The 12,491-nt window shown below is 69.5% G+C and carries 14 protein-coding genes; 2 read left to right on the forward strand and 12 right to left on the reverse strand.

Features of this window, described 5'->3' with window-relative positions; genetic code table 11:
- Window positions 1-159 precede the first annotated feature (159 nt).
- The 10 genes from ACZ7IF_RS26945 to ACZ7IF_RS26990 form a co-directional block, all read right to left on the reverse strand.
- Complete coding sequence (locus ACZ7IF_RS26945) at window positions 160-372, reverse strand: hypothetical protein (RefSeq protein WP_470976184.1); 213 nt, start codon at window positions 370-372, stop codon at window positions 160-162.
- Window positions 373-445: 73 nt separating this feature from the next.
- A complete protein-coding gene (locus ACZ7IF_RS26950) occupies window positions 446-2,878 on the reverse strand; it encodes a phage portal protein (protein WP_470976187.1) in 2,433 nt (810 codons plus the stop codon).
- A 1-nt stretch (window position 2,879) separates the two neighbouring features.
- Complete coding sequence (locus ACZ7IF_RS26955) at window positions 2,880-3,239, reverse strand: hypothetical protein (protein ID WP_470976190.1); 360 nt, start codon at window positions 3,237-3,239, stop codon at window positions 2,880-2,882.
- A gap of 59 nt (window positions 3,240-3,298) precedes the next feature.
- Window positions 3,299-3,748, reverse strand: a complete 450-nt coding sequence (locus tag ACZ7IF_RS26960; RefSeq protein WP_470976193.1) for a hypothetical protein — start codon at window positions 3,746-3,748, stop codon at window positions 3,299-3,301.
- Between the two features lie 237 nt (window positions 3,749-3,985).
- On the reverse strand, window positions 3,986-4,699 hold the full coding sequence (locus ACZ7IF_RS26965; protein WP_470976196.1) for a nucleoside triphosphate pyrophosphohydrolase family protein: 714 nt from the start codon (window positions 4,697-4,699) through the stop codon (window positions 3,986-3,988).
- Between the two features lie 51 nt (window positions 4,700-4,750).
- Window positions 4,751-6,070, reverse strand: a complete 1,320-nt coding sequence (locus tag ACZ7IF_RS26970) for a UDP-glucose dehydrogenase family protein (protein ID WP_470976199.1) — start codon at window positions 6,068-6,070, stop codon at window positions 4,751-4,753.
- A gap of 88 nt (window positions 6,071-6,158) precedes the next feature.
- Window positions 6,159-7,403, reverse strand: a complete 1,245-nt coding sequence (locus ACZ7IF_RS26975; protein WP_470976202.1) for a hypothetical protein — start codon at window positions 7,401-7,403, stop codon at window positions 6,159-6,161.
- A 93-nt stretch (window positions 7,404-7,496) separates the two neighbouring features.
- A complete protein-coding gene (locus tag ACZ7IF_RS26980) occupies window positions 7,497-7,982 on the reverse strand; it encodes an NUDIX domain-containing protein (RefSeq protein ID WP_470976205.1) in 486 nt (161 codons plus the stop codon).
- Window positions 7,983-8,224: 242 nt separating this feature from the next.
- Entirely contained in the window at window positions 8,225-8,791 is a 567-nt protein-coding gene (locus tag ACZ7IF_RS26985) for a class I SAM-dependent methyltransferase (RefSeq protein WP_470976208.1), read from the reverse strand.
- Between the two features lie 338 nt (window positions 8,792-9,129).
- Window positions 9,130-9,627 (reverse strand): hypothetical protein, encoded by a 498-nt coding sequence (locus ACZ7IF_RS26990; RefSeq protein WP_470976210.1) that lies wholly within the window; start codon window positions 9,625-9,627, stop codon window positions 9,130-9,132.
- A 365-nt stretch (window positions 9,628-9,992) separates the two neighbouring features.
- On the opposite strand from ACZ7IF_RS26990, the gene ACZ7IF_RS26995 reads away from it, so the two are divergent.
- Both ACZ7IF_RS26995 and ACZ7IF_RS27000 read left to right on the forward strand, forming a co-directional pair.
- Window positions 9,993-10,835, forward strand: coding sequence for a helix-turn-helix domain-containing protein (locus ACZ7IF_RS26995; protein ID WP_470976309.1), 843 nt, complete (start codon window positions 9,993-9,995; stop codon window positions 10,833-10,835).
- The gene (locus ACZ7IF_RS27000; RefSeq protein WP_470976212.1) at window positions 10,832-11,044 is read left to right on the forward strand and encodes a DUF397 domain-containing protein; all 213 of its coding nucleotides are present in this window, start codon (window positions 10,832-10,834) and stop codon (window positions 11,042-11,044) included. Before ACZ7IF_RS26995 ends, ACZ7IF_RS27000 begins: the two co-directional genes overlap by 4 nt.
- 76 nt (window positions 11,045-11,120) lie before the next feature.
- Here the strand turns inward: ACZ7IF_RS27000 and ACZ7IF_RS27005 are convergent, their stop codons facing one another.
- Window positions 11,121-12,236 carry a methyltransferase domain-containing protein gene (locus ACZ7IF_RS27005; RefSeq protein ID WP_470976215.1) on the reverse strand — a complete coding sequence of 372 codons (1,116 nt, stop codon included), beginning with the start codon at window positions 12,234-12,236 and terminating at the stop codon, window positions 11,121-11,123.
- A gap of 9 nt (window positions 12,237-12,245) precedes the next feature.
- Window positions 12,246-12,398: a hypothetical protein gene (locus ACZ7IF_RS27010; protein WP_399922449.1), complete on the reverse strand. Its 153-nt coding sequence runs from the start codon at window positions 12,396-12,398 to the stop codon at window positions 12,246-12,248.
- Between the last annotated feature and the right edge of the window lie 93 nt (window positions 12,399-12,491).

Genomic DNA, 12,491 nt, shown 5'->3' on the forward strand with positions numbered 1-12,491 from the left:
CGGATCTACGCGGTTCCGTAGTGGTGCTGCGCTCGGGAGCGCAGAGATGGTGGTGCTCAGGTTGAACCGCTGTACGGGCGCCTTGTCCGCAGTGGTGCCTCGGTCGTACAACTCACCCTGCCACAGCCCACGGGGCGCGGTGCGGTGACACGCCGACTCCTACATGGTCTCGGTGAGGATGTGCAGGAGGAACCACACGGAACCGCCCGCCAGGGCCACCGTGAAGATGGCCCTTCCGGCCTTCGAGGTACGGATGCGGAACAGCCGGCGGGTGTTCTCGCTGAGGGTGTCGTCGTCACGCCGGTTGAGCAGGGTGATCGCCTCGTAGACGACGAAGAACGCCGCCCACGCGGTCCAGAGAACCGCGCTCATGTGGGAACGGAGGAAACGGGCTACGCCTCTCACGAGGGGCTCCTTGCTGGTCGTGGCGCTGGCGGGCGGTGGATCATGGGCGGGCGTCGAGGCGATAGCGCAGGCGGCACCGGCAGTTGATGGTCAGGTGGAGGGGGGCCAGCTGGTCGGCGGGGAACCTCATGGGGTAGCCGTCCACGTGGAATGGGGTGCCGACGGGCAGGGTGATGCCGTCCGCAGCGGCGTGTGCGGCACGAACCCGGTCGTCGCGCCGGGTGACCCAGGTGCGGACGATGTCCGGGCCGAGTGCCCCAGCGGTGGAGTCGGCTGCGCCGTTGACGGTGGCGACGGCCGCGGTTTCGGCGATGGTGGCGGCGGCCCGCGGCCCCAGGTCGGTGAAGGTCGTCCGGACGAGTGCGACGAGATCGTCCACATCGTCTGCGGCAGCCTGCCCCTGCGCGAGCAGGGTGCTCAGAGCATCGAGGAAGCCGCGGGCCGTCTGCTCTGCTGCTGCTACGGCGTCGAGCACCAGAGCGACGATGGCCCCAGACGCCAGGGCCGGTGGCTCGGCGGCGCCAAACGCAACAGCGGTGCGCTCGGCGGTCGTACGTGCGACTCCGGCCAGGACCCGGGCCAGGGTGCTGTCGATCTCTTCCAGCCACCGATCCGTGCCGACAATACGGTCGATGTCGAGCGCTGCCGTGCCACCGCGGGTGTCGCTGGGGCCGTCGTCCTTCCAGAACGGCGTGCCCTTGCGGGCCTTGGGGGAGCGCAGGCGCGCGATGATGACGCCCTCCTGGCGGTCGAAGAGCGGTGCCAGTGCGGCGGCCACGGCCGCGTTGCCTCGGTCGAAGTCGGTATCGGTGACTTCGAAGGACGGGGCTTCGGCGGCCTCCCCCGGCAGGGCCTTTGCCTGGATGCCGAGAGCCTGCGCGACGGCGGCCGCGGCTTCTCCCGGCGGTTGCACTTCGGCCTGGCGGGCAGCGGCGACAGCTGCGGTGGCCGCCGCGGGACCCTCGTTGAGGGTGCTGCTGGCGCGAGCGGTATCCACCGCTGCGGCGGCGACGCCCGGTCCGGCCGTCCGGTCGGCGTCGGCTCGGGCCTGTGCGACGGCGGCCGCGGCATCGCCGGAGGTGTCGGCCGCCGGCGGCAGCGCGGCGTTCGGGTCGGCGGGTGCCTGGCCGGGCGGCAGCTGGCCGGGACCGCCCGGGGCGCCGGGGCCCGCGATCCCCAGGGCAGCGGCGTCCTCGGGCCGGGCGGGGACGGGTGCCTTCTGCGGGGAAATCCACAGCGCGCGGGTGTGGGCGTTGTCGAAGACCGGCAGACCGGCTCGTCTGCGGTACTCGTCGACGGTGATCAGGCCGGCGTTCCACTCTTCGCGGGCTTCGGCGCGGCGCTTGCGGCGGGGCAGTTCCAGCGCCTCGACCGTGCTGGTGTCGAAGCGGATGGACAGGTCGAGGCCCCCGAGGTCGCTGGCGAACGCATCGGAGATCAGCTTGAGGTGTGGCAACTCGGTGTGAATCCAGAAGCCGTACTCCTCCTGTTCGGCGTTGTCGAAGGTCCGGCCGGACGCGTTGCCGGTGACGGATTCGGGGACGCCGAACGCGCCCAGGATCTCGATCTTGGCGTTCTGCGCGGCGGCTTCGTAGGCCATCTCGCGCGGGCGGGCGGCCAGGTCGACGTAGTTCATGCCGCCGGGCCCGGAGCCGACGACGGATACGTGGCCGGCGAACTCGGACCCTGGCAGGAACCGGGCCTCCAGCCGGTCCATCTCCTTGTCGCTGAGGGAGGAGGTGTCAACGGCGACGATGCCGCCGGGGCGGGCGTCGTTCTTGATGAACGCCACGTTGTACAGGCGGGAGAGGTGATCCAGCTCGATGCTGATGCCTGCGGCCTCCAGCGGGGTGGTGCCGGAGAACGGATCGGTCGGGTGCGGGTCGCGGATCCACCGGACACGTTCGGGGTCGAGCTCGCGGACCTCCCCGTGGAGGGTGGTGAACTCGAAGTGGGCGATGTACTCACCGCGCGGGTCCGGCACGGGGATGACGCGGTCCGGGGGGAGCAGGTCGAGCCGGGTGATGGTGCCTCGGTTGGAGCGGGTGACCTCCACGAAGGCGCCCCGCTTGGACAGCAGGATCTGCGCGGAGAGCCGTTTGCGGAACTGGGGGCCGGTCTCGACCGGGTTGGCGCGGCCGTTGAGGACGCGGAGCAGGGGGTTGTCCTCTACGACCTCCTCGAACTCGCCGTCCTCGGTCAGGCCGCGGCCGACTTCCAGGGGCAGCCGGGAGGCGTGCTTGCCCATGGTGTCGATGGCCTTGTAAACCCAGACGACCCGCTCGTACCCCTCGGTGACAACGCGGCCGATGTCCCAGCCGTCCGCGCGGCCTTCGGTGCTCCAGATGTTCGAGGTGCCCGCGTAGCTGGTGGAGGTGTAGCCACCGGACCAGGTGATCTGCTTGGCCTCGGTGTCCCGGCGGGCGGAGGTGACCAGCGAGCGGAGGGAGGGAAGCCAGCGACGCTTGGCCATGTCACGCCTCCTCGCTGCTCAGGAACACGCCAGCGGCGAGCAGCAGGGCGAAGAGCAGGGACCAGGGCGTGAGGTAGAAGGCGATTCCCACGAAGACCCACAGGCCGAGCGCCAGCGCGCAGTACCCGCCGATGAGGCGCACCGCAGGGTGCAGGGGCGGGGAGATGTAGAGAACGCCACCGCCGCCGACGGTGAGTACGAGGCCGGCCAGGGCGAGAGCGGCCAGGGGCGCGGCGCTGTACAGGGCCACGAGCAGGCCGACCGTACCGGTGCTGACCAGGAAGAGGCCGAGCAGGTCGCGGAGGATGCGACGCTTGGGCGCCCGGTGGCCGGGGGGCGGGGACTGCGTTGGAGGATTCACGCGGCGGACCGTAGGGTCCGGCGCGGCTTACGTCTCGGGGTGCGGCCTGGGGGTCTCGCTCATCGGGCCGGCCGGGATACGCCGGAGACGTAGGCGCTGATTCCGCGGCGCTGGATCCTTCCTCCGGGGATGACCCGGGCGTTCGACGGCATCTCCGGAATCTTGCGCTTCGCCCGCACGGTCTGGTCGCCGCCGATCAGGTGCGTGTTGTCGATCCGCGCCTCGCAGTCGATATCCGCCACGTCTTCGTACGGGCGCCGACAGTTGCGGCAGTAGACCTCAAGGGCGTCGATCCGTGTGCCTTCCACCGTGGTGAAGGAGCCTCGAAAGTCGGCGAGCTTTGCGACCCGCTCTTCCACCTTGATCTCGGCGGCGACGAGCCAGACGTGGGCGAGGGACTGCTCCGACTCTTCTTCAGCGGTGGGGGGCGGGGTGGTGTCCAGAGGTTCGGCGAAGAGGTCAGCGAAGGTCTCGAAGCTGAGCTGGTCGCTGACAACAGAGGTCGGCACGTGATGAATCCTCCCGGCGGCGGTACAACAGCGCTTGACCGAGCGTCAACGCCTGGTCGCCCCTATGGACGGAGTGGGAGCGCCAGGCGTTACACCCCGCATGGCATCAACGTCTCGTTGTCAGTTCCCGCGCAGCTTCCAGGAGCCAAGGCGGGGCAGCTGGTGCTGCCCCGCCTTGGAACTGATGTGGCCTCCCGCACCACGTTGCAGAGGTGTCTGGCCAGGCCACCAGCTCAGCTATGCGCCCAGCACCTCCCGGCCGCGCCGGCTCCGCCGAAACGCGATCGTCTCGAAGGTGCTCCGCCACCCGGCCGGGTCCACGCAATACAGGCCGACCAGAGATGTCACGAAGGAGCCGACAAGCCGGTCCTTGACGCCCTCCCACGAGTGGATGCGGGGCCCGCACTCCTCGTCACAGGTGAGGAGGCCCTTGATGCCGTGCAGGGAGTGGATCGCCTCGCCAGCCTCCCGGGTGAGGTTGCCCAGGGCCAGAATCGGGACCACGTAGCCCGGTCCGTCGGCGGTGGCCGCGTAGTGCTTGCCCAGCTCCTCGACAGCGTCCAGGATCCGGTTCTGCCCTTCGAAGTCTTCCGCAAGAGGGCTACCGATCTCCTCAAGCCGCTGGCGGAACCCGTCGATGACGGCCGCCTGCCAGCCCTCGGCGTCGATGTAGTTGAGCGCGATCAGCGATGCGAAGGAGGCACCGACGAGGTCGTTGCTGACGCCGTTCCACGAGTGCTCGTCGCGCGTCGCGCAGTCATCCGCGCAGGCCGGCATCAGCCCGAGCAGCCCTTGCAGGGCATGCCACGCCTCTCCGGCCTCCTCCGCCGGCTTGGCGATCTGCAAGGCCAGCAGCTCCTCGCGCGGCAGTTTCATGTTCGCCGAGGAGCAGACCCCGGCAAGGGCGTCCACGATGGGGAACATCCGGCCGGTCGTAAGCAGGTCTTCCACGTCGGTCTCCTTCGATCGTGCCGGGCCGCGCGCGGTGCGTGACCCGGAGGTCTAGTGGGCGGGCCTTCCGATCTGGTGGAGGGTCCAGCCCGCGGTCCGCCAGCGGGCGGCGTCCAGGGTGGTGCGGCAGTCGACCATCAGCGGTGTGGAGGTTCGGCCGGCGAGCGGGCCGGGGTCGGCCTGCCGGTACTCCGGCCACTCCGTGCCCAGCACCACCGCGTCGGCGCCGTCCACGGATGCGGCCAGGTCGTCGGTGTACTCCAGCTCCGGGTTGCGGTGCATCGCCGTGGATACGGCCTGCGGGTCGTGCACGGTGACGACTGCCCCGGCTGTCTGGAGGGCCTGCGCCAGTGACAGGGCGGGGGACTCCCGCACGTCGTTGGTGCCGGGCTTGAACGCGGCCCCCCACACGGTGATGCGGGCCCCGGCCAGCGGGCGGCCGAGAGCCTTCACCACCAGGCCCAGGCCCACGTCGGTGCGGTGCTCGTTGATCTCCTCCGCTGCCCGCAGGAAGGTGGCGGCGTCGGCCGCGCCGAGCTTCTGCGCGGAGGCGGTGAAGGCCCGGATGTCCTTGGGCAGGCAGCCGCCGCCGTAGCCGAGGCCCGGCGACATGCTGCCCTTTCCGATGCGTACGTCGACGCCGAGGATCTCGACGATCTGCGACACGTCGCCGCCCGCGGCGTCACACATGTTCGACACGGCGTTCATGAAGCTGATCTTGACGCCGAGGAAGCTGTTCGCCGCGCCCTTCGCGAGCTCGGCGGTCTCCGGGGTGGTGATGAACAGCGGCACGCCGGTTTCGAGGATCGGTGCGAACACCGTACGGATGGCCTTCTCCGCCTCGGCGGTGGTCAGGCCGGCAACGATCCGGTCGGGGCGCAGGCTGTCCTCAACGGCGTGGCCCTCCCTCAGGAACTCCGGGTTCCACACCACGTCGGCCTTTTCGCCGGCGGGTGCCAGGCGGTGGACGAGCGCGGTCAGCTGTCGGGTGGTGCCCACCGTGACCGTGGACTTCCCGACGATGGTGCACGGCTGCTTCAGGTGCGGGGCGAGCTGGCGCACCGCCCCGAAGACCTGCCCGGTGTCGTAGCTGCGGCCGTCGGAGTCGATGGGCGTTCCCACTCCCAGGAAGTGCAGCTCGGCGAACTCGGCGGCCTCCGCGATGTCGGTGGTGAACCGCAGCCGGCCCGTGGCCGTGTGACGGGCCAGCAGCTCGGGCAGCCCCGTCTCGTAGATGGGGCATTCGCCGCGGTTCAGCCGGGCGATCTTGTCGGCGTCGGTGTCGACACCGATCACTTCGTGCCCGAGCTCGGCCATCGCCGCGGCGTGCGGGATACCGAGGTGCCCGCAGCCGATCACTGAGATGCGCATACGCCTGACTTTCGTTCTGGAAGGGGGCCCGCCGTCGGGGGGCCGGAGAACAAGCCCAGAGGCTACTGCCGTTCTCCGGCCCCGCCGTTCACTCGCTGTCGGTGCCGTGCTCCAGCAGACGCTCCAGTTCGCCGATGGCGGTGGCGGCCGTCTGGCGTACGACGACGTCACCGTCCTGCGGCCCCTCCAGCGGGTAGTCGAACCAGGTGCCGTCCGGCCGGGGGAAGCCCTCGGGGTCGACGATGAACACCTGGAGCCCGGCCTCGCGGGCTCGCCTGGCGACCTGCCGCCGGTCGGCGTGCAGCCCGATCACGACCAGGGCCTTCGCCTCGGGGTGGAGGGTGACCGGAGGAATCCGCTGGTCGTAGCGCCGCATGAACTGCTCGCGGAAGCCTGCTCGGGCTCCCAGGGCGTCGAAGTTGTTCGTGATGAACGGGCCGACCATGTGGCCCGCCGTCTCCAGGCGCTTGAGGGCGTGCAGGGCCGGGGTGACCTCGGCGTTGAAGCAGGCCCGGTACATCTCCGACAGCTCCAGCACCTTGTCCTCCGTGTTGAGGAGCAGCTCCTCAAGGAACGGGTCCCGGCCGGGGGAGAGAACGAACGTGAAGCCCTTGCCGAGCTCCTCGTCCTCGATCTCGTTGACGCGGTAGATCTCGTGCAGGCGGTGCAGCGGGGGGATCCCTGCCTCGTAGGAGACGCCACAGCCGACCTCGACCTGGAACGGGAGGAAGTCCGTGAGCTGCGCCAGGTTGTCGGCGTAAATCGGCTTCCCAGGGGTGTCCTTGACGCGGACACCGTGCGTCAGAACCTCCCACGGCCGGCGCCGGATCGCCTTCGGCGGGAACGAGTTGACGGAGGTGAACGTCGTGTCGATGACCTCGTAGCCCGCCGGGAGCTTGCGGCCCGCCCTCACATCCTCCGGGTGTTCCTCCATGCGGATCATGTGGACGCGCAGGTCTCCCAGCTCCCAGCGGCCCGGTCCCATCTCCTTCCAGCCGCCCTCGGCCAGCATCAGGTGGTTCTGCTCCCACGCCTCGTGGATCTCGTCGTGCGGCGCCGCCACCGAGTGATAGACGTACAGCTCCGTCATCGCGAGCGCCGGCGCCCCCGTGGTGTCCACCAGGCCGAACTGGTGCCGGTAGTGGATGATGCGGCGCCGTGCGTCACCAGCTCCCGTCCATCCGGAGTTGTCGGCGGTCTCCTCCTGCTGGGTACGCCGCCAGATCCCTTCCTCCTGGTACCGGGGGCGGTCCGCGGTCACCCCGTAGAAGTCGTGCCACTTGCTGAGCTGGTCTTCGTCGAGCTGGTCAATGACCGTGAGGGGGAACTGCATGCCGTGTCCTCGATTTCTGATTCGAAGCAGTCCCGCGCCCAGACCGGGAGCGGGGTACGCGCGGCAGCCCGGCTGCTCGCGGGCCGACCGGCGTCAGATCATGGGGTTGCCGAGCAGCAGCTCCACGCCGAACGCGCTCGACCGCACGGCCTGTACGCAGGCGCGGAAGCGCAGCAGTTCGTGGTCCAGGAGCAGACCCTCGGCCTGTTCGGGTGTGACCCAGCGCAGGCCCGTGTATCCGCGGGCCGGCCGCACGTCCTCGGGAAGCTCGGCGAGGCGTTTGTAGTACACGAAGTTGGCGCCCTCGTTGTGCTTGTCGGGCACGGCCGGGGCGTGGTCGACAAGGAGAAAGCGGTCGGCGGTCAGACGCACGTGCAGCTTCTCCGCCAGGTGCCTGGCCAGGGCGCGGCGGGGAAGCTCGTTCGGGGCTGCGGAGCCGCCGGGCAGTCCCCACCGGGACACCTCTGTCCAGTAGGAGCGCTCGATCACCGCGAACCGATCCTCGGGCGCCTCCAGGAAGGCCAGCGCGCCGAACCGCCGGGGAGGAGGGTTCTTGAAGTAGTCCGGGGTCTCGCTCATCTGTGCCTCCTTCGATCACCCGGCAGGGCCGGGATATCGACTTGTGGCCGTCGCGTTGTGGGCCGCCCTCTGCCGGGCCTTCCGATGCTGATCCCACCGGCAGAGGGCGGCGTTCCGTGGCGGTCCCCGCCGGTGGGGGGAAGTACCGGCGGGGACCGTGCGCGTGGCGGCCGTCCCCGCCCTGGGTTGGCTGACCACCCGCGCACTCACCCCCGCTTGTCCGGCCGGACCGGGGGAGACCTTCAGTAGCCGACGGGTTCGCGCAGCACCATCACCGAGTGCACACCGACCCGGTACGGGACGGCCGAGCGCCAGCCGTCGGCGAGCTCGTCGAACTGAGCCGGGCTCAGCCCGCGCTCCAGAAGATCCGGGGGCTCTTCCTCCATGACCTTGGTCATGACGTAGACCAGCCCGCCGGGCCGCAGCACCCGTTTCACGTCGCCCATCAAGCGGTGCCGGTCCAGATGCTCCAGGCTCATGCGCATCGTCACGATGTCCACCGTGCCCGGCTCGACCGATACCGGAATGCCCTCGGCGTTCAGGTCGCACTGCTGGAAGTAGACCTGCCCGCGGTAGGGGCCGCCGGCGCGTGCCGAGGCGAGCGCGACCGGGCTGTAGTCGTAGCCCACCGTCCGGATGCCGTACCGGCCCATCTGGCGCGTCCACGCGCCACGCCCGCACCCCAGGTCGAGAGCCTGCATGCCCTGCTGGGGGCCGGCGTGGTCGAAGAACTTCCGCATCTCGGCGTCCCCGATGATGCGTGCCGAGCGGCCGTCCTGGTGGTAGCGGTCCCAGTCCTCGACGCTCACGGCGGCGCGGCTCATCATCGGGCGCTCTCAGGGAAGTGCACGAGTCGGTCCCGAACGACCTTCCCCGGGGCTGCCGGCACGGTGCCCGCACCGGCACACAGGTCCGGCGTCTTCTCGTGCTGCTGCTCCGGCCCGCGGTCCTCCACGGGCCTCGGCGGCCGGCTGTCGCCGTACGCCTCGAACATCGTGATCCCCTCCGTTGCTCCATACGGCCACCACGTAGGCGGCCATCAACGCCAGCACGCACAGCACGATCAGTGCCTGGAGCACCCACTGGCGCCACCCGAAGCCATGCCGGTCAATCGGTCGTTCCTTCAAGATCCAGTCCGCTAAGCCGTTCACAGTCCGGCCGTCGTCTCGGGGCACCCCAGTGCCACGAACCATCGGCGCTGCGCTGTCGTGCGCAGCACCTGCTCGTACTCGTCCAGGTGGGGGCTGATGTGCGCGAAGTCCGGGCACAGGATCCCGTCCACGAACCCCTGCCTCACCTGGTCGAGGGCCTTCAGCAGACCCGTGCGCTGCTCAACCGCGCTCGGCCCGTGGCCGTCGGTGAACTCCGCCCCGACCCGCATCGCCCGCCGAACGGCCACGGCTCGCAGAACGGCGAAGTGCTCTTCCGCGTCCGGGGCCGAGGACCAGACGTACAGCGCGACCTGGGGTGTCCTTCCGTTGCGGCGCAGCGCGTGCGTCGCCTCGTTCAGCATCTTCTGGCGCAGGTACATCAACCGCTGGTGAGGGTCGGCGCCCACCCTCAGCCCCTCACCCCCCGAGTACCAGGAGTTCCAGGCGTACGCCGCGTTGTCGCGGTCCATCCACCTCTGAACAGCGCTGTGCACGACTTACCTCCATCCATCGCGGTCCGTGCGGGACCCAGGTGTTCTCAGTCCCGGGCCCCGCACGGCGGGGGGAGGCCGCCCGGAGCCGGATGCGCGGCAGTTGGCCGGCGCCCGGGGGCGGCTCGACTACGGTCCTACCTAAGGGAGTTCACATGCAACCGACTGTGCCTACTCAATTGCCTAGGAATGTGAATTGGTATATGACGGGAAACGGACAGGGGCCCATCGAGCGCGAGCAGGCGTGACGAGCGGACAGGCAGGGGCCTCGATGAGGCGGGCAGAGGCTGTCACCATCGGAACAGGCAGCCCGAATCGGAGGGAGGATCACCATGGCGGCACACGTAGGGCCGACGTTCCTACGGATCATGCTCGGAGCGGAACTCACCCGACTACGTAACCAAGCCGGGTTGACGGGCGATCAAGCAGCGGAGGCGATCGGGCTCAAGTCGGCGTCGATGATCAGCAAGGTCGAGTCCGGGAACAGCGGATTCGATCGCATAGACCAGTTCATGAAGCTCCTCGATGAGTACAAGGTGCCGTTCGAGGGCCAGGAGATGCTCGCCGACTGGTACCGCAACGCCAAGGGCGGAGACTGGTGGACGCCGAAGTCCGCCACCATGCCGTCCGGCATGAACCTCTTCCTCGCGTTCGAGTCCGGATCCAAGATCACCAAGGTGGTCACTACGCAGGTGGTAAACGGACTCTTGCAGAGCGAGGCCTACGCCCGCGCGCTCCACGAATCCGCGCGGATTGCGGATGATCGCACGATCGAGTTCGTGGAGAACTCGGTTGAGGTCCGGATGACCCGAAAGAAGCGGATCACCGAAGAGGGCATGGAACTCGTCTGCATCATGGACGAGTCCGCCCTGCGGAACATGGTCGGCGGTCCGGAGATCATGCTGGAGCAGTACGAGGAGATCCGGCGTCTCGCCTCACTGCCCAACGTCACCGTGAGGATCATCCCGTTCTCCGCGCCCACCTACCGGGTCTTCGGAGAGTTCCACGTTCTCGACTTCGACCGGAAGGAACTCCCCGACCCGGTTGTCGTCACGAGCAGCACGGTGGACCAGGGCATGAAGTGCCTGTCGAAGCCGCGGCCGGTCAAGCAGTTCGTACGTCGGTTCGACATCCTCGCCCAGGGCGCCCTTCCCGCCCACGAGACCCCCGCCTTCCTGGAACAACTAGAACGAGAGGTAACAGCAGCATGACCAGCATCGACACCAACCGTCCGTACGGACAGTGGTTCAAGTCCTCCTACAGCGGCGACGCCAGCGGTAATTGCCTGGAGGCGTCCCCGCAGCCGGACGCCGTTCACGTCCGGGACTCCAAGCGCCGCGATGACCTCAAGGCACCTGTCCTCACCTTCTCGGGCGCGGCCTGGGCTGCGTTTGCCGGCCAGGTCGGCGGCCGCAGCTAGGTCCTTTGGGTGTCCTCCTCGCTCGCATCGAGGAGGACACCCCACCGGCCAGCTTGCCCTAGAGCACCGACAGCCGTCAGGGCATGTACGGTCCGGCATCCGCGGCGCCGGACCAGACACACTGCCCTTCGGGTGTGACGGTCATTCCGAAGTCCCACAGCCCCGGAGAGCCACGCTCCTCCCAGTGCCGCCGCCCGGCGTCGGCCTCTGCCAGGAGCTGGCGGGGGCCGCCTTCGTACGCCGCCGTCGTGCCGGTCTGATCGATGACGGCGGTGGCCCAGGAGCTGACGCCGTCGTGCAGCCGGACGGTGAGGCCTTCCTTCGTTTCCTCGGTTGCAACCCGGATGTCCGGGTGGGACACCCTGAGCGCGAAGAGCAGGTTCACGTCGGCGAGCGCGCGCAGACCGCGGTCGACGTGGACTGTGCGGTCGGGCGGGCCGTCGCCACGGATGGCGTGATGTTCGAGGCCCTGGTCGATTCCGCGGCTCGGCATGAACATCCCGAGCCCCTGTACCCAGCCCGTCGCCGATTTGCCGTCGTCGGCGACGGTGAGCGCCACATGCCCGAGACGGCCCCAGGGGATGACGAGGCGGCCGCCAGGTCTGGTCTGCTCGATCCAGGTCCATGGGATCTCGTCAACGGCGTACGTGGCGATCACCCCGTCGTACGGCGCCCCTGCGGGCCAGCCGGCATTGCCGTCCCCAGCGTGCACGGCGACGTCGAGTCCGGCCGCGGCCAGGCGCCGGCTGGCGGCCGCCGCGAGGTCGGCGTCGACCTCGACGCTCGTGACCAGTCCGGCGCCGACGCGGTCCGCAAGGAGTCCGGCGTTCCAGCCTGCGCCGGTGCCGACCTCCAGGATCCGCTGTCCGGGCTCCAGGATGAGGGAGTCGAGCATGTCCGCGACGACGGCGACGCAGGACAGGCTTGAGCTGGGCAGGCCGTCGAGGATCTGGATGATGGCCGAGGCCTCGGGGCCCGCGTACACGAGGTCGGCCCACGCGTTCGGGTCGCGGCCGCGATCGACGGGCACGTACTCGTCGTGCCCGTTCCACTTCCACAGGCGGTCGGGGGCGAACTGGTGGCGGGGCACGTTGTCCAGGATGGCGCGGCGGACCCACGGGGAGTCCGCCGGCCACAGGCCCTGGGTTTCCATGGCCTCCGCCAGCTCACGCTGGCGGTCATCGAGGTGCATGTCGTTGCACTACTTCCTGCGCTTGCCCGAGCCGGACCCCGGGTTGGAGACCTGGCCGTCGGAGTTCCCGGGCGGCGGCTTGCCACCCGACAGGGGGGCGTCCGGCTTGGAGTGACTGCCGCCCCCGCCGCCCCCGTTGTCGCCGGGCTTCTTGTCTGCCATGACGTGCTCCCCTCACCTCGGTCGATGGTGCTGGACTCGGTACCAGGCGGTCGCCCGGGAGGCGGTCCGCGTTGTGGTGCCGGTGACCACGAC

It is taken from the genome of Streptomyces sp. NPDC037421 (assembly GCF_055602105.1).